This window comes from uncultured Phascolarctobacterium sp., assembly GCF_937920985.1.
Taxonomy (GTDB): Bacteria; Bacillota; Negativicutes; order Acidaminococcales; family Acidaminococcaceae; genus Phascolarctobacterium_A.
Window position 1 is genome coordinate 1 of sequence record NZ_CALDXR010000045.1, and the last position, 22,869, is coordinate 22,869.

A 22,869-nucleotide genomic window follows, 5' to 3' on the forward strand; every position below is an offset into this window, starting at 1 on the left:
TAGTGGACTTTCACCACCTAGTTATCGCCCATGCTGGGCGCACCACAAAAAGCCCGAACCTCTTCAGGAGATTCGGGCTTTTCTATATTTCGGGATACACTCTCAGACGTTTTATTGAATTTTTTCAAATTCGCCGTTGTAACGGGCATTTTCCTTGTCATAGGCTGCAGGGTCAGCATAGCGGTTAATCTTGCTGTTCAAAGTGCAAGCCTCGGTAATACAGTCATTAACAGCATTTTTCGTATTGATGCGCGGATCATCTTCGCTGGCAATAACATAACCTGCTACACGCAGCATGCTGCTGTCATATTCTTTGATACCGTAATCATAGCTGAACAGCTTGCCGTCTACAACGGTGCTTTCCTTCAGCGCAACCTTCACAGTGCTGTATTTGCCGACCAGCTTTTCACCGCTGCCAACGCCGGCCAGATCGAGCTTCACAACAACCGGCACCCAGTTAGGACGAGTAACCAGGGATACATCTGCGGCAGTCAGTTCCTTATCCGGAGCAGCCTGCTTAATCATCTGTACAGGGAAACGCTTGCCGTAATTTGCCATGAGGAAGGCTTCAAATTCAGTCTTACCTTTCTCAACATCATTTTCAAGATTCTGCGCTTCCAGAACAGCCTCCGGAACCTGATACCACAGCACTACCTTTTTCGCAGGAGTAGCAGCGCAAACGGAACACATCAACAGACAGAGAATACAAAGAAACAGCTTTTTCATAGAACTTTCCTCCTCGCTATATTCGTTAACTATATTGTAACAAGAAAACAGCCAGCTGAAAAGAGTAATTGATAATACATTCCCAAGAAAACGAAAAGAGAGCAAGGCTTTCCCTGCTCTCTCTCAGCAAACGACAAATTTTCTTACAGTGTTTAAAACACCAGCAAATCTACAACCATCCAACCGGCAAATAAAATCAACATCGGGTATAAATCCTGCATAACGCTTACCTCCTACGCATATCGCAGACTTAATTCATCTTTGTTATACATAGTATAGCCGTTGAATATTAAATGCAGATTAACCTTAAGGTAAAATCCGGGTAAACAATATTCGGTTCCGTTAAGTGCTTTTATTTGTCAGTCATAACCTGTTATAATTTATAATCCGCTTTCAGCTCTGCAATATGCGCTTCCAAATCCTTGGTATTGCTAAAGCCGCAGCAGTATTCAAATACCTGCGTTGCCTGCGGTGCATATTTTTTGACAGCGCCGAAATATGCCTTCCAGTCAATATCGCCCTGACCTACCGGCAAATGCGCATCACCGTTGCCATCGTTATCATGAACATGGCAGGCTGCTAAACGCTCACCCAAGGCCTTTACTACCGCAGGAATATCCCAGCCGTTGACATGCGCATGACCTGTATCAAGCAATGCACCTGCCTGCGGGAAAATATCGAACAGCGCAATATATTCCGGCAAATCAAACAGTACATTATTTTTTGTACGCAGACCGACATTTTCAATAAGAACCTTAACGCCATAGCGCTTGCCCAGGTTCACAACCTGACGCAGACGGCGGATAACACGTGCCTGCAAAAGCTCCTTGTCACCCTCAATAGCTTCATTGGTATGCACCACAACAAAATCAGCCTTGCATTTTTGCGCATAGGCAAAGGTCTTTTCTATAACACGGGCATAATTTTTCTGCTTGGAATCAGCAAGATTCAGCGCAACACAGGGAGCATGAATCGAAAGTGCGCGTTCGCCCCATTCCTCCACCTGCTGTTTCCAATAATAATCCTTGCCGAACTCATAGAAGAATTCAATACCATACTGCTTATCAAGCTTCTTCATTGCATCCTTCGTAAATCCCGGAAAGAGTAAATCACTGACTTCAAATTGCATATAACTTCCTCCCTTCAAGGCTTAGCGTACCTTCGCCAAGTTTTCACCGCTTTCGGCATCAAATAAGCAAACATTTTGCCAATCGAAATTAAGGCCGTGGATATCCTCCATTTGCAGGCCTTGGTCACTGTCCTGCAGATAAAAGCTTTCGTTAGTCGCCAATTTAAGTGTAGCAGTTTTCAGGTTGCCTGTATTTTCAACAAAGTCTACCCTACCATTAATCATAGCACTTTCAAAGCTCGGTGTGCAAGCCTCCGGGCGCAGACCGAAGAGAACTTTACTGCGGCCACCAATTTCCTGCAAGCGCTCCTGCGGTAGCTTCAGTGCGCAGTCCCCGACAATAATTTTACCGTCTAAAATCTCTGCCTGCAGAATGTTCATTGCCGGAGAACCGATAAAGGTTGCTACAAAGGTATTGGCAGGATGATGGTAAATATTTGCCGGAGTATCAATCTGCTGAATTCTACCCTGGTTCATAACGGCAATACGATGCGCTACAGTCATTGCCTCAATCTGGTCATGAGTTACATAAACCATGGTCGGCTTGAACATTTCATGGATTTTTACCAGCTCGGTACGTGCCTTTTGGCGCAGTTTGGCGTCCAAATTAGATAAAGGCTCATCCAGCAGAAAGTATGGCGACTGCTTTACCAGCGCACGGCACAGCGCCACACGCTGCTTTTGGCCGCCGCTCAATTCATGCGTCTTTTTGTTTTCATAGCCTTCAAGATGCAGAATTTCCATCGCCATACGCGCACGCTTTTCCATTTCAGCCTGCGGCAGCTTTTGCAGCTGCAAGCCAAAGGTGATGTTATCCCAAACGCTCAGATGCGGGAATAATGCATAGCTTTGGAACACCATAGCAATATTGCGCTCACCGGGAGCGATATCGTTAACAACACGGCCGTCCATGTACAGCTCGCCCTTGGTGATTTCCTCAAAGCCGGCAATCATACGCAGGGTTGTTGTCTTGCCGCAGCCAGAAGGCCCTAGCAGAATCAGACGCTCGCCCTTTTGTATCTCCAGATTCAAATCATTGATAACGATGTTGTTGCCGTAAGCCTTTTGTACATGTGAAAATATAATGCTGTAATCGTTTTGTAAGTTTTCCATCTTCTTATCCTTTCACGCCCGATTGCATAAATGTGTTGATAATAAATTTCTGGCAGAAGCCGTAAAGCACTAGCGGAGGCAAGCTTGTCAGCGTTGCTACAGCCATAGCGATGCCCCATTCACTGCCACCCTCGGCACTGATAAACATCTGCAATGCCAGCGGCAGCGTCAGATTTGCTTTATCCTGCAAAATCAGCAGGGGCCAGAAATATTCGTTCCAGCTGTTAATGAAGAACAAAATCGAAATCGCGAGTACCGAAGGCTTAATCAAAGGCATAATAACCTTGAACAGTACCTGATGCGGTTTGGCACCATCGAGAATTGCTGCTTCCAGCAAAGGCTTGGGAATACCACGCATAGTCTGACGCATCAGGAAAATACCCATACCGTCTACAAGACCTGGAAGCATAACGCCGTAAGGTGTATCCAACAGGCCCAGCTTGGACATCATCAGATAGTTCGGCATAATCAAAACGGTGATGGGGATGAAGAATGTCAGCAGCATGCCATTGAAAACTGTTTCCTTATATTTGAAGTTGTAATACACAAAGGCAAAGGCTGCCAGCACGCTTGTTGCAGCCTTGCTGGCCGTAACTACGATAGCAATGTAAAACGTATTCCAAATATAGGTCAGCAACGGAAAGTTATGCAAAACAGTAGTGTAGTTGTCAAAGGTCGGCGGGAACGGCAAAGGATTCAAGGTAGATTCAAAAACCTGGTTCAAATCCTTCAGCGATGTCGAAAGCATAAATACTATTGGCCACAGCATCAGGAAAACTGCGATAAGCAGAAACGCATGCCAATACCATTCATTTTGCAGCTTAGTTTTCATAGTACACCTTCTTTTCCAGATATTTATTCTTCACGAAGAGGAAGGCAAGATAGCAGACCATAGTAATAACTGCATAGGCTGCACTGGTTCCTGCCTTGAAGAAGGTAAAGGCATATTGGTAAATAATATATACAAGGTTACTGCTGCCCTGATCAGGACCGCCCTGCGTCAGCATATTTACAGGTACAAGAACGTACTGCAGACCAAAAACTACTGTTATCGTAAAGACATAAATTGCGGTAGAAGAGGTCATCGGCAGAATAATTTTTTTGAAGATAACCCAGTTAGAAGCGTTCTCCAGCTTGGCAGCTTCAATCATCTCTTTAGGAACTGCAACCATAGCAGCCAGCATTACGATAAGATTATAGCCGAAAACCTTCCAACCGATGATGGTACAGATAGCGAAAATAACCAGATAGTTTTCCTTGAACCAACGCGGTGATGCAATATCAAACTGGCTGAGGATAATGTTAATCGGTCCGGCCAGCGGATTATAAATCCACAGGAACAAAATACTTGCTACCGCCAGTGATAACGTTGACGGCAGAAACAGCGCGCTACGGTAGAACGCCGTCCACCGATGCACTAAATGTCCCAGGATAAACGAAGAAAAATAAGGCAGAACAAAATTCAGCACCAGCATAATTGCTACAAACAAAACGGTGTTGATTAAAATTTTAATCAGCTCGGCAGAGCTGAAGATAGTGATAAAGTTTTCCAGGCCCACAAATTTTTGATTAGGGCTGATCATATTCCAGGAAAAAACACTCAGATAAATATTCTGCAGCAGCGGCCAATAATAAAACACCAGGAAAAGTACGGCAGCAGGCAGCAGATAAAGTATTGCTTCCTTGTTGTTCTTACTCATAGCAACCTCCTTTGCGCTATTAGCAAAATAAGCTGCCGCAACTGCGACAGCTTATTTATCAGACTAATTACAGCAGCTTGTTAATTTTTTCTGCAGTTTGATGTAATGCATCCTGTGCACTCATTTTACCGCTCAGTATGATATCGCGAGCATCAATCAGCAGTTGTTCAGCCTGCAGACCGTTAGCACCCGGGAAGCTTGCCCATTTGGTAACCTTGGTCATTTCTTGCAGAGCCATTTTAATGTTGGGGTTCTCATCAGCAAGCTTTTTGAAGCCCTTCGGATCATCAGCTACGCCCTTGCGAGGAGGCAGGTAACCTGTACCGGTGCTCCATTTAGCAAGTGCTTCCGGAGATTCCAGATATTTGATGAACTCAACAGCAGCTTTTTGCTTTTCGGCATCTTTGGAGAAGACCATCAGGAAGTTGCCGCCTGCAGGAATCTTGGTCGGTTTTTTGCCAAAAGCAGGGAACGGAGAAGCCATTACTTTGAACTTAGCGCCCTTTTCGAAGTTAGCACGTTTACCGATGGTGGTGCAAACCATGCCCAGCTTGCCGCTCAGATAAGCCTGGAAGCCTTCTTCGTTAGTTGCATGCAAGCCGCTGCCGTTTTTAACCATATCAGCAATAACCTGATAAGCTGCAGCAGATTCCGGAGTATCAAAGCCTGCTTTAACCTTGCCGTCAACCTTAGTCAGCATTTGGCCGCCGTTGGATTCGATCAGAGCCTGTTGAGTCCAGTTATCGGCATATTCCTGCATGAAGAAGCCCATGTTGCCGGTTTTATCTTTAATTTGTTTAGCTGCCTTGCTAACCTCTTCCCAGGTTTTAGGCGGATTTTTCGGATCTAAGCCGGCTTTTTCAAAAATTTCCGGATTGTAGAAGAGTACAGGAACACTTACGGAATACGGCAGACCGATTTGCTTGCCGTCTTCGGTTTGTGCCAGCTGCAGTACGTTCGGCAGGTAATTGTCTTTCATGAAGTTTTCATCGCCGGCCGCTTTAAATGCTTCGTTCAAATCGGTGTATTTAAAGTTTTCAGCAGCGTAGTTCAGGAAGGAATAACCCATTTGTACTACGTCCGGATTCTTGCCGGAAGCCATAGCAGCCTGCAGGTTTTGTGTCAGGCCTTTGTACATATCCGGGTTATACTTTTCTACTACTTCAATGTTCGGGTGAGTTTTGTTGAAGTCAGCAACCAATTCCTTTACGGTTGCGCCGCCAAAGCTCTCAGCAGCAACGTGCCAGTATTCAATCTGCACCTTTTTGCCGGTGTCAGCACTTTTCTTATCGCTACCGCAGCCAACAAGTGCAGTAGTTGCCAGCAGGGAAATCATTGCTGCTGCCAAAACTTTTTTCAGTTTCATTTCCATTCCTCCGTTTACTGATATTCCACGAAAATTATTGTTGTTATCTTTACAACGTGCTTTTATTGTAACGGATGAATGTAAAATCCAAAGTAAGCTTACGGTTAAATCTGTGTTAAAAAGGTTACAGAAATGGGAAAAATATTCTTAAGCTTGCTCTAGCGCCAAGCAATTCAACTTATTGAAATCACAGTACTGCTTAATAAGCCTAAAAACTTTTACTATCATAAAGCTTTATAAACGTCCCGCGTTTCGACAGAAGTTTTTATCATCCTCACCAATATCCGCATACACTTCTCTTTATACAAAACTCTGCATTTACAATAACTTTAGTTTTTAAAGTTATTCTTTTATATATTGTTGCATTTGCAGTTGACAAGAAGAATTTTTGCTTTGTAAAATAAATTTAAGAGGAGTATTTTTATTTTTATTGCTTTGACGGAGGTGAAGCCATGTTACGAAAATTATCAGCCGTTTTTTTACTCATACTGACCTCACTGGGATTTATAGCAGGCAATGTCGACGCTGCTAAGGAGCAAGCAAAGCAAGAGGTTGTTTTTGCAGACGCCGGCTGGGACAGTGTCAAATTCCACAACGCCGTTGCCGGTTTCATCGGCACTCACGCCTATAACATCACGCCTAAGATTATCAGTGGCTCCACGCCCATCATCCAGACGGCGCTGCTCCGCGGCGACGTAGATGTGCATATGGAGCTGTGGACCGATAACGTGCCTACCTTTGAAGCTGACATGAAAACCGGCAAGCTGCTCAACCTGGGCATCAACTTTGATGATGATAAGCAGGGCCTTTATGTTCCCCGCTATCTTATTGAGGGTGACGCCAAGCGTGGCATCAAGGCACTCGCTCCGGATTTGAAAACCGTCAAAGACCTGGCGCGCTATGCGCACCTGTTCAAGGATCCCGAAGATCCTACCAAGGGCCGTCTTTACGGAGCTATTCCCGGATGGAGCATTGATAAGATACTTTATTTAAAATATGAAGCCTACGGCTTAAACAAAAATTATGTCTACTTCCGTTCCGGCAGCGAACCGGCGCTGAACAGCGCCTTCCTCGCCGCCTACACTAAGGGCGAACCTATTGTAGGCTACAACTACGAGCCGACCTGGCTCACCGGCAAGCTGGACCTAGTTCTGCTGCAGGACGAGCCCTACAACGAAGTCGGCTTTCAACGCGGACTGACGGAAGCACGCTCCGTTCCCGTCTGCATCGTTGCCAACAAACAGCTGCAAAGCAAAGCACCGGAATTTGTTGCCTTCCTGCAAAAATATCACACCACCAGCGCACTCACCGCAGAAGCGCTGGCACATATAGCAGATACTAAATGCACCTATGACGAGGCTGCCATCTGGTTCATGCAGCGCCACCCCGAGCTGCTCGCACAGTGGCTGCCTGAGGATAAGCTACAAAGCATCACCAAAGCACTCAAAGGCGATAATGCTACTGCAGCCAACTGGCTTCTTAGCTTTCCGGAAGAAGTGCAGGTAGACTGGACTAAGCCCATCGACAATTTCGTCAACTACATCAACACCACCTACGCCAGCTTCTTCAATAAGGTGAAGGATATTCTTACCTGGTGCATTCTTTCTATCGAACGATTGCTGAACTTTATTCCCTGGTGGCTAACTATCATCGCTGTCGCTGCCTTGGGCAAAGTGCTCACAGGCAAGCTGTCGCGCGGTATTATCTACGGTCTGGGACTCTTCGCCATCGGTGCCTTCGGCTATTGGAGCATGATGAATGAAACGCTGGCAGTAGTTATTTCCTCGGTTATCATCTCGCTGCTTTTAGGCCTGCCCATCGGCATCCTTGTGTCCACCAGCAGACTGGCAAACCGACTGCTGCGTCCTCTGCTTGACGCTATGCAAACTATGCCCACATTTGTTTATATGATTCCCGCGGTTATGCTGCTTGGTCCCGGCAAGGTGCCTGCAGTTCTTGCTACGGTAGTTTATGCCGTCGTGCCTGTTATCCGCTTAACCAGCCACGGTATTCAGCAGGTTGACCCCAACGTTGTCGAAGCCTCCGCTGCCTTCGGCGCTTCGCGTTGGCAAACGCTGTTCAAGGTGCAAATTCCGCAGGCCATGCCCACGATTATGACAGGCATCAACCAAACGATGATGATGGCTGTAGCGATGGTTGTAACCTGCGCGATGATTGGTGCCAACGGCCTAGGCATGGAAGTGCTGATTGCCATTAACCGCACCGAATCCGGTCGCGGACTTATCGCCGGTATCTCTATCGTTATTATTGCGATTATCATAGACCGCCTGACACAAAGCCTGGCAGACAAGAAAAAGGAGGGAAAATAAATGACTGTACCCGTATTGCAAGTAAAAAACCTGTACAAGCTGTTTATTCCTCTGGAGCATTCGCAAAACGAGAAAAAAGCTATGACCATGCTGGAGCAAGGTGCTTCCCGCACCGAAGTGCAGGAAGCCACCGGCATCACCGCAGGTCTGATTGATATAAACTTCACGGTCAACAAAGGAGAAGTATTTGTTCTCATCGGTCTTTCCGGCAGCGGCAAATCCACGCTTATCCGCTGTCTGAATATGCTTAACCCACCAACCTCAGGCACAGTTTATCTTGAGGGCGATAACATTACCGATTTCAGCAATAAACAGCTGCAGGAGCTGCGCCGAACTAAGGTAGCAATGGTTTTCCAGAACTTCGGACTTATCAGCAACCGTAATGTTTTGGAGAACACCTACTATGGTCTGGAGATTCGCGGCGTACCGCTGAAGGAGCGTACCGAAAAGGCTATGCAGATGCTGGAAATGGTTGGCCTGCAGGGCTGGGAAAAAACGCGCATCAGTGCTCTTTCCGGAGGCATGAAGCAACGCGTCGGCATCGCCCGCGCACTTGCCAACGATCCCGATATCCTGCTGATGGACGAAGCCTTTTCTGCGCTCGACCCCTTAGTGCGCAATGATTTACAGTTTGAGCTGCTGCGTATTCAGGAAAAGACCGGTAAGACGATTGTTTTTATCACCCACGATATCAATGAAGCCTTCCGCCTGGGAACGCACGTCGGCATTTTGCGCGACGGCCGCATGGTGCAAATCGGTACGCCGGAGGAAATGATTACCAACCCGGCAGACGACTATGTGCGTAGCTTTATCAACAATGCCGATTCCAGTAAAATCTTCACTGTACGTAACGTAATGAGTACGCAGACATGTATCGTGCGCAATATCGACGGTGCCGCCGTTGCACTGCGTAACATGAAAAACAGCGGCGTATCCAGTGCCTACGTAGTTGACGAGCATCTGCACTTTATCGGTATCATCACATTGGATAGCGCTATGCAGGTGCTTTCCGGCTATACAACCTTTGATAAAAGCATTTTACGTAATGTTCCTGTTATAGATAATCTTGATACACCCGTGGCAGATATTATGCCGCTTTCGGCAAGCACGCCCTTCCCTTTGCCCGTAATTGATGAAAATAAACTGTTTTGCGGTATTGTCACCAAGGCTTCCGTGATATCCTCCTTTGTCACCAACTGAACTCTCATCCTCCCGCAAACAGCAAAAAAGCTGATGCTCCGGCAGTTCCCTGCCTTAGCATCAGCTTTTTACTTGCATTTATTATTCAACATGTACAACGTTAGTTGCCTGTTCGCCACGGTCACCCTGGATAACGTCAAATTCTACGTTCCAGCCTTCTTCTAAGGTTTTAAAGCCTTCGCTTTTAATACCGGAGAAGTGAACGAACAAATCCTTGCCGCCTTCTCTTTGGATAAAACCATAGCCCTTTTCTGCATTAAACCATTTAACTTTGCCTGTCATCTGTAGGCCTCCCTAATTACTATTTGAGCCGCTAAAACTCACTTAGCTTATTATAGCCTATATGTACAGGAAAAGCAAATATTTGTCTGAATCTTTATAATTTTATTCTGCAATGCGAGCTTGCCATGTCTGCAGCAAAGCGAGCTTCTGCTCCCGGCGCAGCTTTTTTATGGCGCATTCGCGCCGCAAAGCCGCTTCCTTATCCGGCAGCTCTTCGCTGTATACCAGCTCCAACGGTCCGCGTCCACGCGTATATTTGGCGCCGCGTCCGCTGTTATGCATCGCCAGACGGTGCTCCAGATCATTGGTCCAGCCTGTATATAAGCTGCCGTCCTTGCAGCGCAGCATATATACAAACGCCGCCATTTATTTTACAACCTCTACCTTTTCCATGGTCACAGCTTCACGCGGACGGTCACGGAAATCAGTCGGTACTACGCCGATAAGACGTACAACATCCATGCCTTCAACAACTTTGCCGAAAATTGCATGGTGGCCGTTCAGCCAGGGAGTCGGTGCCAAAGTGATGAAGAATTGGCTGCCGCCGGTGTTCGGGCCTGCATTAGCCATGGACAGAATGCCCTCGTCGTCATGCTTCAGTCCTTCACCGAATTCGTCTTTAATCTTGTAGCCGGGGCCGCCCATACCGGTACCGGTCGGATCACCGCCCTGAATCATAAAGCCGTCGATTACACGGTGGAAAATAATACCGTCGTAGAAGCCTTTTTCTACCAGCTCAATAAAGTTTTTGGTAGTCAGCGGAGCCTTGTCCTCAAACATTTCGGCAACGAAAACACCTTTATTAGTCGTAAATTTAATTTTTCTGTTTTCACTCATTGATATTTACCTCCAGAATAGCTTTAAAATACTTCATGCTTCAGCAGTGCAACAAACAGATAGATACCGCAGCCTGCCGCAGCACCTACAGCCGGCATCAAAGACGGTACGATAGCATTGCCATGCAAAAAGGTCAGACTGAACAGCATCATGCAGAAATAACCCTGCATGGTCTGCAAACGCTTCGGCAGCAGACGCTTGCCGTTTTTATCACCCTTGGACTTCACATAATCTGCCACGCGGATTTCCGGCAGGAAAAGGATAAAGGCCAGTGCCATGATAATAATATTGCTCATGGACAGCTCATTGGCAACAGTATCATACTTCGCAAAAATCAAGCAAGCCAGAGAAATACCTGCCAGATAAAGGCTGCGGAAATAGCCTGCCTGAATTTGGCTTTCCAGAATATAGGCAGCACCGGTCAGCAGCGGGAATACCCACAAGCCCTGCAGTCCGAGCCAGGCAGCACTGCCAATCATAATAACATTATCAATCAGACGATGTCTGTCACCGGAGCTGCGGTTCAGCATACGCAGGATAAAGAGCAGCCACAGCATTACCAGGATATTGCCCTCGCCCATAAAATAGGTTGCTATCAGCGTCAGACCGCCGCCTATGAAACCGCCGAGCTGACGGTCGGGGTCAAGCTCCAAAGCCAGCATATAGCTGAAGAGGAAGGATAAAGCATAACCTAAAGCGCTTACTACAGCAGCACCGGAATCCATACCGGTAGAGCATTTCCACAGCGTTACCACAACGGAAATGGCAACAGCGCACATCATAGCAATACGCACCGGCTTTTTATCAAAGTCAATCGGGCGTCCCAGGCCAAGATACTCGCTTACACCCGTAGGATCGTAAGCGGCAGGCTGATCACCTGCATATTTATTACTTTTTTTCGACATATCATCACACCTTATCTGTAAGATTTTAACTATTTTATTATACCACAAGTACAGTGTCTAGTCATTATGTAAAACATATAAAGGTCAACAGAAAGTCAGAATATAGCAAAAAAGTTTCCCCGACGCACATTCAGTACGCGGGGAAAGCTTTCAACTCATTATGAATGTTTTATCAGAAGGTTTCTGCCAGCTCAGCCAGAGTCAGTGCAAAGGCTGTAGTTCTGGGAACTGCAGTGTTCAAATCTACAGATTCATGGTCGGTATGCTCATCATAGTTTTCTACGCCCAAAGCATCCAGTGTCGGTACGAACTTCGCTGTGCGGTTGCCGTCGGTGAGGCCGCCTGCTACCCATTCGTTTACCTCAGCGCCGTATTCCTCTTTAACGATGCGCTTGTAAACATCAACCATCTTCTGTGCCTGGGCAGTTTTCTGCATCGGACCGGTAACAATGCCGCCGGTAATCTTAATGCTGGTGCCGGGGATAACAACCTTATCTGCCAACGCCTTAACCTCAGCATCAATACGCTGCTGCTCTTCAATCGTAAAGCAACGGATATTTACCTCGCAGAAGGCATCGCCCGGAATAACGCTGATTTTGTCATTAGTAGAACCGATTACGCCAACATTGACGGTATTCTGCGGAATGAACTGACCAGCATCAACAATGCCGCGTGCCTTCAACGCTGCTGCCGTATAATCCTCCGGATTTCCCGGCATGGGGCTGGCAAGCTTCTGCAGCTCGGTAATTGTATAAGCCAGCTGGTGAATAGCGTTAGCACAGGATTGAGATGCGTTGCCGTGGTGTCCGCCCTTACCGGTAACCTCAACGCGATATTTGGCATTGCCCTTGCGCTGGGTAACAATGCCCCAGTTCGGACGGGCAACGTCCATAATAATCGCAAAATCGGACTGCTGCGACAGCTCTGCCACGATATCCTCGGCAGTCTTGCTGCCGCCCTCCTCTTCGCCGTTAGTATAATAAATAATTTCCTTAAAATTATCAAAGCCTGCAGCCTTCAAGGCTTCCAAGCCATATATAACCTCTACAACAGTAGCCTTGTCATCACCAACACCCGGTCCCCAAGCAAAGTTATTTTCGTCAACACGGAACGGACGACGTGCAGCTTCACCCTTTTTAAATACTGTATCAACATGGGCAACAAGCAGAATCGTGTATTTGCCTGTTCCCTTTAAACGGGAAATCAGGTGGCAGGCTCTGTCATTATATCTGAACTCCGTGGCAGCACCGATAGCTGTCATTTTTTCAGCAACAAATTTATTTGCTGCCTCTGTGCCTTCTCTGTCACCATTACCGGAGTCAATATTGGTCAAGGCTTCCAAATCCTTCACATAATCCTCATAATGCTCGGCAATATACTTTTTTACGGCTTCTCTCATTTTATTACCCCTTTCGTATTTGGAATCATATTTATATTTATTCGTTAGAACGGGTAAAAAATCCTGCCACGGGAGATTTTTTAAGTTGATAAAGTGAAAAGCAGCAGCCATCGCTGACTACTGCTTAACAACATGCTGCATATTATATTAGTGAGTACCGTCTACGATAGTAATGCCTGCTTCCTGCAGTTCATCAATAATTGCTTTAATCTTCGGGCAGAGATGCTTTTCGCCATTGGCATCCTTTTTATGCGTGCAGTGGCTGATGTGCAGCGCATCCAGCTCCAAAGCCTTCATGCGTTCAATTTTCTTACGAATGCCCTCCTGGTTTTCCAGCTTGGAATTACCACAGCCGTTGCAGGTCCACATCGCCATCAGACGCAGCTCCTCATCACCATACTGCGCAAAGGCTTTATCCTTTTCATACAGAGCACGCAGGCAGCCTGCTCCCGCACAGGAGGCGGAGGTAATCAGGCAGCGCAGAATTGCTATTTTCTTCATACTATATTCCTCCAAAAAATAACTTGCCGGCATTTTCAGCCTTGCTGTTTATTTGATTTTATCATTATTGAGGATGGTTGGCAAGCAAGCATTGCTTAACATACTTCAACGTTCCTAACAAATCACTGCCTGGAGCTACTATCTGCTTATAAGCTATAGGATAAACCTGACCACTTGCTACTGCCGGTAAATGCTTATACAGAGGATTATGCAGCTGTGCTAACGCTGCTTGCTTCTGCTGCTCCCCGCCATGATAGACAACAAAGATTTTAGCAGCCTGCATTTCCATCAGTTCTTCCTGACTGATAAAGGGAGCGCTGTAACTCACTAACGAACAACCATAATGACGAATTATATCTCCGCATAAAAGGTCATTACCAAAGACTTCTATATTACCATTGAGAAATTCTACAAAAAGAACCTTTTGTGCCGGTATTTTCTCAGCAGCCTGCAATTCTGAATCAATCTTTTGGATTATATCCTGCGCCTGCTGCTGCCTTCCTAGTGCAAGTCCCATATTGCTGATAAACCTTTTCTCACTGGCAATTGTACAGGCAGGGAATCTTCCCTTCGCCGGTACGGGTCCTGACGCATCCTGAATGTATGCAGGTATTCCCTTAGCTATCCAGCTTGACGTATCACCTAATTGATTATCTGCAAAATACCTGCGCCACCCAAGAATAAAATCCGGTTGTAGTGCTACAGCAGCCTCCAGCTGCAGAGGCTGCGTATAAATTCTAGCATTTGGCAAAAGCGCTTGCAGACTTCCTTTATCTTCAGCTTCCGTCAGAACAGCTGCTGTAATTTTATCACCAGCGCCCAAAGCCACTAAGGTTTCAACTCCGCTATTACCGCACACTAAAATACGTTGCGGTACTTGTTTAAATATAACCTTCTGTTCATCTCCAAAAAAATTATAATTGTTTACACTAATATTTTGCCGATCGCTACTTTTATCTTGCTGAGGTCCGCAAGCTACGCATCCCAAACAGCATAGTAACAAACAAAAGCACCATAATAATTTCTTCATAAGCTTAGAAATTATAATTCAATCCTACCAAAAATGTTCTTCCTTGTGTGTAATACAAACCATCAGGATCAGTCAAATCTCTACGATTAAAGATATTATTAATATCCAGTGTTAATGTTGCGTTAGCGAAAACCTCATGGCCGACATGCAGATTAGAAAGCAGAATAGGCTTCACATCTGTTTGCTTGCTGTTGTTTACACGACCACCCATATAGCTCAGATTTAAAGATGCATTAGTCTTATCGTGCTGATAATCAATTGATGTCATCACCTGATACTTGCCCAATACATCCTTCCATGGTGCTGTATTTGTTGTTTTGTTTTGCGGCTTGCTATAAATACCGCCAACAGTCCAAGTAAGATTTTCATCAAGCTGATTGGTGTAGCTTAATTCTATACCAGTATTTTTATATTTGGCAGCATTATAGGACTGAGAAAGACCATTAACCTTTCTGCTTGTAATCTGATCATCTAAGTCAATATGGAAAACTGCAGCTTTAAACTGCTCTTTACCATTATCATGCTTATAACCAGCCTCATAATTCCAGCCATATTCCGGTTTCAAATCAGGGTTTTGCAGTATTACACCACTGGAATAATACAGTTGGCGGAATGTAGGCATTCTGAAAGAACGACCAACATTAGCATAAAGTGAATTTTCCTGGTCAAGCTTTGTTAAAATCTGCAACTGCGGCAAAAACGCATTATAATTACCAGCATCAGAACGAATTAAGTCTTCACGCATACTTAAAACAACATCAGTTACTTCACTCAACTTACGGTCATATTGTCCATAGAAGGAATAACCATTTAAGCTATAGCTGCCAAAGCGTGCATAAGGTTTAAGAGCACTGTTGCTATTGCCAAAAGAAGCAAATTTTTGATTTTCATCTACATAAAGCTCACGTTTTGTATTAAAGCCAAGCAAAACCCTGTCTTTATCATTTTGCCAAACCTTTTTTAAATCAGCACCATAGTTTTTATGATTGCTACGCTCCCATTCCAGATTGTCAGGTCTTACAATATAATAATCCGGATTACGGATAATACGCTCATTATAGTACGCCGTTGCATCAAAACCATTTTGGTCATTAAAATGCAATTGTGCAAAATGCTCACGGTCATCATAATCAAAATGCTGTAATTTGCTATTATCAGCACCAAGGTAATCGATAGTATATTTTTTCTTGTCAAACATGTAATTAAAGCTCAATTTATCATCAAACTTATAGCTTACGCCAAGATGATCCTTCTTACTATCACCAAAGCCTGTATAATATGGTACTTTTACACCATTAATCGTCTTAGTTCCCTGCTTTTGAGTTAAAATCCCCGTTTCGCCCATTTCATTACGACCCAAGGTTATGCCTAGCTTACCAGCACCAATTGTAGCACTGTAATCACGCTGTCCCTTGTTCCCGGCAGCAATATGAAGGCTGTTTTTATATTCATTTTTAGTTATTACGTTAATTACGCCGCCATATGCTTCACTGCCATACAAAACAGCTCCGCCACCTTTAACTACTTCAACTTTTTCCACAGCTTCCAGATTCAACATATCCAAATGGCTTACATTATTAAAGCTTGCAGGCACGCCATTAATCAAAACTAAAGTTCCGCCTTTAATGCCACGCAGACTCAAGGTGCTGTTACCAGTAATAAAGCTTTGGTCATGAGGGCCCATCTGCGTAAAATATACGCCAGCTGTATACTTCAGTGCGTTAGCAACATCGTTTGCCCCAGTTTTCTTCAATTCCTCACCAGAATAAACAGTTACATCGGCAGGAGTTTCCAAATTAGATTTTTCATAACCCAAAGCAGTAACGTTCATGCCAGGCAAGCTGTATTCCTGTAAAGCTTCTGTTTGTGCTGCTGCATTTCCAGTTGCCAATATGCTTAATCCCAGCAACAAATGTAGGGGAATCATTTTTTTCATCATAGTTCACTCGCTCCTTTACTAAATCATACTCAAAAAACTAATGCAAATCATTACGATAAAGATTATATAGTCACTTGCTTTAAAGTGCAATGATTAACAGTAAATTCTTAGACTCTTTTTTTCGAAAAGAAAAACCGGCTTAAAGCGTTATTTTAAGCCGGTTTCATTATTCAACTTATAAGTAGAATGTAGTAAAAAATCTAAATTGCACCTCTCTATATTCTACTTACGTTTAGATTTACTTCAAGTAAAACAAAGATACCAACCTGACTTCCTTAGTCCGTGCTGCATATCCTAAAGCTCTATCAGTAAAGCCTCGCCGCGAAAAAACAATATAATAATTACTGCGTCCTGTTATGTCAGCATATTCTCCTTGTAACTGTTTTATTAACGGAACATCAACCTTACTTTTTTCCCATACGCATTGCATAAAACCCGCACTATTTTTATCATAAGCAATCAAACGGATCTGTTCTACTGCGCAATTATCTTTTGGCCAAAGATAACCAAATTGCATAAATTTATGAAAATCACCACGTTCGCGCAGTGTAAAACAATACTGTCGACATATTTCTAAAAAAAGCACCTTTGCATAATCGTCCAAAGCAGGTAATACCTTAGTACGTAATAAATAGTTTCCGCACCCCATAGCTATACTGCTTAAAAATGGATAAACAAAGCGATACCAAAAAGTCAGCATAGAATCAGTTAATATATAACACGTCGTTTTTTGCTGCTTACCAAGCTTTGCTTCTACAAGAGGTACAAGCTTTTTCAATAACCCTTTTTCTACCAGTACGCCAACATACTTTGAAGTCTTATTATCAGGCATGCCTACCGCTTCCGCAATCTCCTTCATATGTATTGCGCCACAGGCAACTGAGCATAATATTGCATGATAAATATGCGGCTGACGAAAATGCAATGCTAGAATCTGTTCGGCAACATGCAGTAACGAAGCTGTGGGACTAAAGAATAAATTATACAGATTATCCTTAAAGCTTAACGTACTGTCTATAAGCTGCAAATAGGCTGGTTTTCCTCCAGTTACTCCATAAAGCAACACTTTTTCTTCATTGCTAAACGGAATTAAGCAAGGCAAAACATCTTCATAATTTAATGACTGCAAAAATATTTTAGATAGAGGCAATTTGCTTTTTCCTAATAAATGTAATACATAGTCACATTCTCTGCCGCTAAATACCAGCAAAAGTCTTAATTTTTCTGCCTCAGTCTGCAGGCAGGCAATTATTTCAGGCAACAGCTCACTAAAACTGGTTTCCAGTTCCTGCACATCGTCTATCAATAATACTATCTTTTCTCCCTTAGCCTTTTTATAAATTAACTTAAGTATATCCTGCCAATAGCCACTGCTGCATTGAACAATGCCTTGAGCTGACAGCTCTGTGTAAAAAGCTGCCTTATTGGCATTATTAGTACTTGCGCGTACACAAAAATATGCTTTATGCTTGCGTCTGGCAAATTCTTGCAGTAACGCTGTTTTGCCAATTCCGGCATCGCCAGTCAAACATACGCAGTTCAATTCATTACTGTTATAAAGTTTTTCTAATATAGCAAGTTCCTTTTTTCGCCCAATAAACATGAAAATGCACCAACTCTACTCATAAGTTGCTTATATTATAACATTAAGCGTCTTAATCGTAAATTGGTGCATTCTACAACTTTTTCTTATTTTTCCTGCAGCTTGGCAACAGTTTCTTCAGGCATCTGCATAGCCTCAGCAACATCAGCCACGCTCATGCCTTTAGCCAGAAGGCGTTTGGCAATAGCTTCGTTCATACTTCCCTGCTCCTGCAGCTCATGCAGATAGCTGGCGCGGATTGCCATCGCATCCTTTTCAACAGCAACCTTGTCACCGGCAACCTGTTGTACGATTTCATGGCAGATTTCATCCTTCAGCTTTTGGTAATGACCGTCAAGAATACGGGTATCTGCAGGTGTGTGATTAACATAGCTGGCTCTGATAGCCATTTCGTCATTCTCATTTGTACTTTTATTGTGTAAAAGATATGCGCCCAGCTCATGCAAAACCTCATCCTTTAAGGCTTGATAATGAGTATCTATAATATTGTAATCATCTAGGTTATGATTCACGAAGCTGGACCTTATCGGCATTTCTGCATTTTCTGCATCCAGCTTGCTGCCAAGCAGACGCTCAACTATCCCTTTACGAATCTCATTCTTCACTTCTTGTTGATTTTTGTTAAACTCTTCAGCCATAATATAAGCCTCCTTTTAACATCAGCAGCTATCAGCACTGCTTTTGCGCCCTAAAACAATATTATTCAAAGCAATTAAGTATCTATATCATTTAATTACTTTTTCATTCGCTATTTTATCACTATTCCTAATTGATTGCAAGAAAACTTAGGAATATGTCTTTATTATTTATAAAGCAAAAAGCTGCAGGCAGAACTTCTGCCCACAGCTTGAAAACCATATTAATCTTACTTCACCCGCGAATTGATTACGTCAACGACGACAGTTCCGTATAAGCCTTTCGCATCATAAAAATTGATTTTTCCCTGCTGCACATGGCGCTGCTTCAACTGCTCCGGCGAAAAATACAGCTCCGCACTCACTCCTAACTGTCCCTTGTACTGCCTAATCATTTCATCAGGTGCAAGCTTGCGCCACAAGCCTTTCTTGCTGCTGCGCGACAGCAGCATCTGCAGGCCTTCGCCCTCGCAGCGCAGCTGCGCTTGCTTATCCTCCGGCAGCAGGCGTAAATACAATGTATAGATATTGGGCTGCAGCAAATATTTCAGCTCGCCCTCCTTGCCTAGGTCTATTTGGCAATGCACCTCCTGCCCACGTGCCAGCTTAGCACGGAAATAGTGCTTGTCATAGTTATTTTCACTGCGGAAAAATACCAGGCCTACCATCACAGCCGCCATCAGCACAAAGGCCAGTACACGCTTCAACAATTTCTTATTCATGCTGCACCACCCCGCCATGATAACGTTTGTAAATTGCCTTGCCTGCCAAAAGCAGTAAAGCAACTATTCCCGGCGCGCAATTCAAGCTGCAGCTGCCGCAAATCCCTGTGCAGCCTGCCCCCTGCGTAGTAATGCCACTGACAGGAATTCCCATTGCCGCAATAAAATTTATCAGCTTATTTTTCATACGCGTTTCCTCCCGTAGCTGATAGCCTGTACCGGGCATACATGCTGACATACGCCGCAGCAGATGCAGTTATGCCGGTTAATCTGCGCCTTACCGTCAGCAAGCTCAGCGGATTCCATCGGGCACTTCTTTTCGCACAAGCCACAGCCTATGCATTGGCTTTTATCAACACGCATGCGCAGTACAAACGGCAGCTTGCAGCCTAAGGCATGCATCAGTCCCTGTGCCGCTCCCACCGGGCACAAAAAATTGCAGAAGCCGCGTCCGCCTTTAGTGAAGATACCAAAGACAAGCACCCACATAATTGCTGTCAGCAGCAGACTGGAGGTTAGCGAAATAAAGTAACCCTGCGTATAGTAGTTGGCAAGTAAGTCGAACAAAAAGAAATTGCAATAGGAGCATGCCAGAATGCCACCGAAAAAGGGCACAAGGCAAAAGCCTGCCAGCATACCGTAACGAATAGGCGCAATTTCTGTATAACGATGCCAGCTGATTTGAAATTTTGACGGCACCAGCTTCGAAAGATATTCGGTAAACGCTCCTGCAGGACACAGCCTGCCGCAAAAAACAGGCCCCAGGAAGAAGGCTGCCGCCAAAAGCAGTAATGTACTCAGCATGCTTATCGGTGTCAGTCGCCAGATTATTCCGTCCAACACATGCTCTATAGGTATACGAAAACAAAGTCCGTGAATACTCTGCGGCTGCCAGCTGCCGTAAAGCAGATAGAACAGGCAGCGCTGAAAGAGCGCCACCGGCGCGTAAAACAGTACAAAGCCAAGAGCATAGCCGGTTAAACGTTTAAGGTTATATAACATAGGCAATCACCTCGATAACAAATAGGGATAGGGTAATTCAAACAAACACCCTATCCCTATTTTAAGCTATTGAAAAACGTTAAGCAAGTAATTAGAAGCTGTAGCGCAGGCCAACACTATAAACACGACCAGAAGTAGGTTCACTTGCATAGAACTCTCTGTCAAATACATTATCTACCGTAAATTGTAATACAGCATTTTTTGCAATTTCATAATTGAAGCCCATATTTACGATAAAGTACGGATCTTCAGAACCATATTCACCGGTTTCATCATCCGGTGCTTGACGAGCACTCACATATTGACAGTCAAGATTTACGCCAAGTTTATCTTTTTTGTAATTCAATCCAGCGTGTAATAAATGCTTCGGAATACCATAATCAGTAGAATTAACACTACCAAGGTTTGTATTAGCTACTGCTGTTCTTTCTACTTTGCCATGCTGCCAAGAATAATTAAGATATCCAGATAATTCTTCAGTAAGCTTATGTTCAAGACTAAACTCTACTCCGCGACGCTTTTCAGTACCATAGTTTTCATAAGACTTATAATCTACTACTTTAGTGCCGGGTTTATAATGATAAGTATATACTATCTTATCATCAGTTTTCACCTTATACATGGAGATACCCATATTGGTCTTATCAGAGATTTTTTTCTTCATACCAATCTCAAAGGTATCAGATGTTTCAGGATCAAGATCCGGATTGGCATGTACATTCTGCTCATAGCGGAAAATTTGACTAAACGGAGGAGGATTAAAAGAATGACCATAAGATACATAATAATTAGTATTATCATCAGCTTTAAAATCAAAAGCAATTTTAGGACTCAATTCATTATATGAGCCTTCACCATGCTTACTGGAATTATTTGCATCCAAACTGCCATCAAGGTTATAGCTTGTTGTGCTACCATTGTACTTCTTATAATGGTCATAGCGTAATCCAAGATACATAGTCCAAGGTTCATTAAATTTATATTCATCTTGAACAAATAAAGCTATATTCTGTGCTTTACCGGTGTTTACTTGGAATAAGCCATTCTTTCCCTTACTTGTATCTACGGAATTATGATCATGATAGTTTTTCAGATATTTTCTATGTTGGGTAAACTCCTCTTGTTTAAAATCTCCACCAATTAAAATATCGTGTTTGCCAATATTTTCCCAAGCCTTTTGAAAATCGAATACATAGGTTTTTCCAGGATATGAAGAATCACTGCCTGCTCCATACCAGGGAACCTCTTTAGCAGTGCCACTAGCACTACTATATCCGGATTTTTTCATATCAAGCAAACTGAAATTAGCATTTATTTTATTTTTATCATCATTATATGCTAAAGTGTGTTTGTTGTACTCTTTCTCACCATCATAGCCTAAGGAAGTTCCTAGACTAGGAGATACATAAGTTCCATTTCCTAAATCAACTTTACCGCTCCATACAGGCTTACCGTCTTTATAAATATAACTCTTAGGACTCGGATAATAATAAGTACTCGTAGTATTGGCAAAAGTATATTTCAAGGAACGTTCCGCATCAAAATTATACTTTACATTTGCACTATAGGTTTCGCTCTCATATTTTCTATCGCCGCGTGTAGCAACAATGTATTTACCATTGCTTAATTGTGGCGGTTTATTATCAGGAACAATTGTCCCACTGCCTTTGCTAGCAGCTTTTGTCTGATAATAATTTCCCCATCCATCCGATTTACGATTTTCATAGCCAACGCCGAAAGAAACTTTTTCATTGGCTTTTACATCAGCATAAAGAGCCTTTTTCCAAGTATTATTGCTACCATAATTCAAAACTATGTTAGCATTCAAGCCTTTCTTCTTGGCATCCTTTGTAATAATATTTACTACACCGCCAACAGCATGTCCGCCATACAGAGAAGAACCAGCACCACGCACAACTTCAATACGCTCAATGTTTTCTACCGGTATCATCTCCCAGTCCACAGTGCTGTTGAAAGGATAGTTCATCTGTAAACCATCTACTAATACAAGAATATCACCAGAGCCAAAGCCTCTAAGCTGAATACCGCCTTGAATTGCTTGACTTTTATACACACCAGGTAAGGTCTGTAAAGCTTCCGGAACAGATGTAATGTTACGCTCCTCGATATCCTTTGCCGTTACCACACTGACACTGGACGGAACCTCCTGAATCTGCTTCATGGTTCTCGTAGCTGTTACAACCATCTCATCCAGTTCATACTCCTGAGCCTCATTAGCAAGAACTGTTGTCCCCCCCCAGAGTACATTACCACAAATCAATGCGCTCATCAATAAACCTTTACTAGCCAGTTTTTTCACAGATATACCTCCATTCACTCATCAAAAAAAACAACGAGTTGCGTATTAAGCACTTGAAATTATTTGAACGAAGTATTAATATGCAATCTCTCTTTTATATGTTATAATACTGTGTATAGCAGCTAGACAG

22 protein-coding genes are annotated in these 22,869 nt (G+C 43.8%); 2 read left to right on the top strand and 20 right to left on the bottom strand.

Annotated elements, in window-relative coordinates; all coding sequences use genetic code 11:
• Positions 1–111 precede the first annotated feature (111 nt).
• From Q0612_RS08015 to Q0612_RS08040, 6 genes are all read right to left on the bottom strand, one after another.
• Positions 112–726, bottom strand: coding sequence for a hypothetical protein (locus Q0612_RS08015; protein WP_298883101.1), 615 nt, complete (start codon positions 724–726; stop codon positions 112–114).
• 373 nt (positions 727–1,099) lie between these two features.
• Positions 1,100–1,855: a sugar phosphate isomerase/epimerase gene (locus Q0612_RS08020; protein WP_298883103.1), complete on the bottom strand. Its 756-nt coding sequence runs from the start codon at positions 1,853–1,855 to the stop codon at positions 1,100–1,102.
• Between the two features lie 21 nt (positions 1,856–1,876).
• Positions 1,877–2,968: an ABC transporter ATP-binding protein gene (locus tag Q0612_RS08025; protein WP_298883106.1), complete on the bottom strand. Its 1,092-nt coding sequence runs from the start codon at positions 2,966–2,968 to the stop codon at positions 1,877–1,879.
• Between the two features lie 4 nt (positions 2,969–2,972).
• Positions 2,973–3,800 (bottom strand): carbohydrate ABC transporter permease, encoded by an 828-nt coding sequence (locus tag Q0612_RS08030; RefSeq protein ID WP_009145564.1) that lies wholly within the window; start codon positions 3,798–3,800, stop codon positions 2,973–2,975.
• Complete coding sequence (locus Q0612_RS08035; protein WP_298883111.1) at positions 3,790–4,668, bottom strand: carbohydrate ABC transporter permease; 879 nt, start codon at positions 4,666–4,668, stop codon at positions 3,790–3,792. Before Q0612_RS08035 ends, Q0612_RS08030 begins: the two co-directional genes overlap by 11 nt.
• A gap of 67 nt (positions 4,669–4,735) precedes the next feature.
• Positions 4,736–6,034: an ABC transporter substrate-binding protein gene (locus Q0612_RS08040; protein ID WP_298883115.1), complete on the bottom strand. Its 1,299-nt coding sequence runs from the start codon at positions 6,032–6,034 to the stop codon at positions 4,736–4,738.
• 452 nt (positions 6,035–6,486) lie between these two features.
• Between Q0612_RS08040 and Q0612_RS08045 the strand changes: the two genes are divergently transcribed.
• Together Q0612_RS08045 and Q0612_RS08050 are read left to right on the top strand one after the other, a co-directional pair.
• Entirely contained in the window at positions 6,487–8,364 is a 1,878-nt protein-coding gene (locus Q0612_RS08045; RefSeq protein WP_298883120.1) for a glycine betaine ABC transporter substrate-binding protein, read from the top strand.
• Entirely contained in the window at positions 8,365–9,564 is a 1,200-nt protein-coding gene (locus Q0612_RS08050) for a glycine betaine/L-proline ABC transporter ATP-binding protein (RefSeq protein ID WP_298883124.1), read from the top strand.
• Between the two features lie 81 nt (positions 9,565–9,645).
• On the opposite strand, the gene Q0612_RS08055 is transcribed toward Q0612_RS08050, so the two are convergent.
• The 14 genes from Q0612_RS08055 to Q0612_RS08120 form a co-directional block, all read right to left on the bottom strand.
• Positions 9,646–9,846 carry a cold shock domain-containing protein gene (locus tag Q0612_RS08055; RefSeq protein WP_009145305.1) on the bottom strand — a complete coding sequence of 67 codons (201 nt, stop codon included), beginning with the start codon at positions 9,844–9,846 and terminating at the stop codon, positions 9,646–9,648.
• Between the two features lie 102 nt (positions 9,847–9,948).
• On the bottom strand, positions 9,949–10,212 hold the full coding sequence (locus Q0612_RS08060) for a GIY-YIG nuclease family protein (RefSeq protein ID WP_009145306.1): 264 nt from the start codon (positions 10,210–10,212) through the stop codon (positions 9,949–9,951).
• Positions 10,213–10,683, bottom strand: a complete 471-nt coding sequence (locus tag Q0612_RS08065) for a peptidylprolyl isomerase (RefSeq protein WP_009145307.1) — start codon at positions 10,681–10,683, stop codon at positions 10,213–10,215.
• Between the two features lie 421 nt (positions 10,684–11,104).
• On the bottom strand, positions 11,105–11,152 hold the full coding sequence (locus Q0612_RS11955; RefSeq protein WP_367181714.1) for a (Fe-S)-binding protein: 48 nt from the start codon (positions 11,150–11,152) through the stop codon (positions 11,105–11,107).
• A 608-nt stretch (positions 11,153–11,760) separates the two neighbouring features.
• Positions 11,761–12,987: a M20/M25/M40 family metallo-hydrolase gene (locus Q0612_RS08075; protein WP_298883132.1), complete on the bottom strand. Its 1,227-nt coding sequence runs from the start codon at positions 12,985–12,987 to the stop codon at positions 11,761–11,763.
• 147 nt (positions 12,988–13,134) lie between these two features.
• A complete protein-coding gene (locus Q0612_RS08080; RefSeq protein ID WP_293690695.1) occupies positions 13,135–13,488 on the bottom strand; it encodes a CGGC domain-containing protein in 354 nt (117 codons plus the stop codon).
• 64 nt (positions 13,489–13,552) lie between these two features.
• A complete protein-coding gene (locus Q0612_RS08085; RefSeq protein ID WP_298883138.1) occupies positions 13,553–14,518 on the bottom strand; it encodes an ABC transporter substrate-binding protein in 966 nt (321 codons plus the stop codon).
• 4 nt (positions 14,519–14,522) lie between these two features.
• Positions 14,523–16,457, bottom strand: a complete 1,935-nt coding sequence (locus Q0612_RS08090; protein WP_298883141.1) for a TonB-dependent siderophore receptor — start codon at positions 16,455–16,457, stop codon at positions 14,523–14,525.
• 238 nt (positions 16,458–16,695) lie between these two features.
• Positions 16,696–18,060, bottom strand: a complete 1,365-nt coding sequence (locus Q0612_RS08095) for an ATP-binding protein (protein ID WP_298883144.1) — start codon at positions 18,058–18,060, stop codon at positions 16,696–16,698.
• Positions 18,061–18,146: 86 nt separating this feature from the next.
• Positions 18,147–18,698: a hypothetical protein gene (locus Q0612_RS08100; protein ID WP_298883147.1), complete on the bottom strand. Its 552-nt coding sequence runs from the start codon at positions 18,696–18,698 to the stop codon at positions 18,147–18,149.
• Between the two features lie 227 nt (positions 18,699–18,925).
• The gene (locus Q0612_RS08105) at positions 18,926–19,417 is read right to left on the bottom strand and encodes a hypothetical protein (RefSeq protein WP_298883150.1); all 492 of its coding nucleotides are present in this window, start codon (positions 19,415–19,417) and stop codon (positions 18,926–18,928) included.
• Positions 19,410–19,604 carry a hypothetical protein gene (locus tag Q0612_RS08110; protein ID WP_210683961.1) on the bottom strand — a complete coding sequence of 65 codons (195 nt, stop codon included), beginning with the start codon at positions 19,602–19,604 and terminating at the stop codon, positions 19,410–19,412. The genes Q0612_RS08105 and Q0612_RS08110 overlap by 8 nt, the downstream gene beginning before the upstream one ends.
• Positions 19,601–20,419: a 4Fe-4S binding protein gene (locus Q0612_RS08115; protein WP_298883154.1), complete on the bottom strand. Its 819-nt coding sequence runs from the start codon at positions 20,417–20,419 to the stop codon at positions 19,601–19,603. Before Q0612_RS08115 ends, Q0612_RS08110 begins: the two co-directional genes overlap by 4 nt.
• 91 nt (positions 20,420–20,510) lie before the next feature.
• Positions 20,511–22,739, bottom strand: coding sequence for a TonB-dependent receptor (locus tag Q0612_RS08120; protein ID WP_298883157.1), 2,229 nt, complete (start codon positions 22,737–22,739; stop codon positions 20,511–20,513).
• Positions 22,740–22,869 lie beyond the last annotated feature (130 nt).

What these genes read in the sequence shown, in the direction of transcription:
- Q0612_RS08015 (WP_298883101.1), bottom strand. Translation starts at nt 726, where the DNA reads ATGAAAAAGCTGTTTCTTTGTATTCTCTGTCTGTTGATGTGTTCCGTT.
- Q0612_RS08020 (WP_298883103.1), bottom strand. Translation starts at nt 1,855, where the DNA reads ATGCAATTTGAAGTCAGTGATTTACTCTTTCCGGGATTTACGAAGGAT.
- Q0612_RS08025 (WP_298883106.1), bottom strand. Translation starts at nt 2,968, where the DNA reads ATGGAAAACTTACAAAACGATTACAGCATTATATTTTCACATGTACAA.
- Q0612_RS08030 (WP_009145564.1), bottom strand. Translation starts at nt 3,800, where the DNA reads ATGAAAACTAAGCTGCAAAATGAATGGTATTGGCATGCGTTTCTGCTT.
- Q0612_RS08035 (WP_298883111.1), bottom strand. Translation starts at nt 4,668, where the DNA reads ATGAGTAAGAACAACAAGGAAGCAATACTTTATCTGCTGCCTGCTGCC.
- Q0612_RS08040 (WP_298883115.1), bottom strand. Translation starts at nt 6,034, where the DNA reads ATGAAACTGAAAAAAGTTTTGGCAGCAGCAATGATTTCCCTGCTGGCA.
- Q0612_RS08045 (WP_298883120.1), top strand. Translation starts at nt 6,487, where the DNA reads ATGTTACGAAAATTATCAGCCGTTTTTTTACTCATACTGACCTCACTG.
- Q0612_RS08050 (WP_298883124.1), top strand. Translation starts at nt 8,365, where the DNA reads ATGACTGTACCCGTATTGCAAGTAAAAAACCTGTACAAGCTGTTTATT.
- Q0612_RS08055 (WP_009145305.1), bottom strand. Translation starts at nt 9,846, where the DNA reads ATGACAGGCAAAGTTAAATGGTTTAATGCAGAAAAGGGCTATGGTTTT.
- Q0612_RS08060 (WP_009145306.1), bottom strand. Translation starts at nt 10,212, where the DNA reads ATGGCGGCGTTTGTATATATGCTGCGCTGCAAGGACGGCAGCTTATAT.
- Q0612_RS08065 (WP_009145307.1), bottom strand. Translation starts at nt 10,683, where the DNA reads ATGAGTGAAAACAGAAAAATTAAATTTACGACTAATAAAGGTGTTTTC.
- Q0612_RS08075 (WP_298883132.1), bottom strand. Translation starts at nt 12,987, where the DNA reads ATGAGAGAAGCCGTAAAAAAGTATATTGCCGAGCATTATGAGGATTAT.
- Q0612_RS08080 (WP_293690695.1), bottom strand. Translation starts at nt 13,488, where the DNA reads ATGAAGAAAATAGCAATTCTGCGCTGCCTGATTACCTCCGCCTCCTGT.
- Q0612_RS08085 (WP_298883138.1), bottom strand. Translation starts at nt 14,518, where the DNA reads ATGAAGAAATTATTATGGTGCTTTTGTTTGTTACTATGCTGTTTGGGA.
- Q0612_RS08090 (WP_298883141.1), bottom strand. Translation starts at nt 16,457, where the DNA reads ATGATGAAAAAAATGATTCCCCTACATTTGTTGCTGGGATTAAGCATA.
- Q0612_RS08095 (WP_298883144.1), bottom strand. Translation starts at nt 18,060, where the DNA reads ATGTTTATTGGGCGAAAAAAGGAACTTGCTATATTAGAAAAACTTTAT.
- Q0612_RS08100 (WP_298883147.1), bottom strand. Translation starts at nt 18,698, where the DNA reads ATGGCTGAAGAGTTTAACAAAAATCAACAAGAAGTGAAGAATGAGATT.
- Q0612_RS08105 (WP_298883150.1), bottom strand. Translation starts at nt 19,417, where the DNA reads ATGAATAAGAAATTGTTGAAGCGTGTACTGGCCTTTGTGCTGATGGCG.
- Q0612_RS08110 (WP_210683961.1), bottom strand. Translation starts at nt 19,604, where the DNA reads ATGAAAAATAAGCTGATAAATTTTATTGCGGCAATGGGAATTCCTGTC.
- Q0612_RS08115 (WP_298883154.1), bottom strand. Translation starts at nt 20,419, where the DNA reads ATGTTATATAACCTTAAACGTTTAACCGGCTATGCTCTTGGCTTTGTA.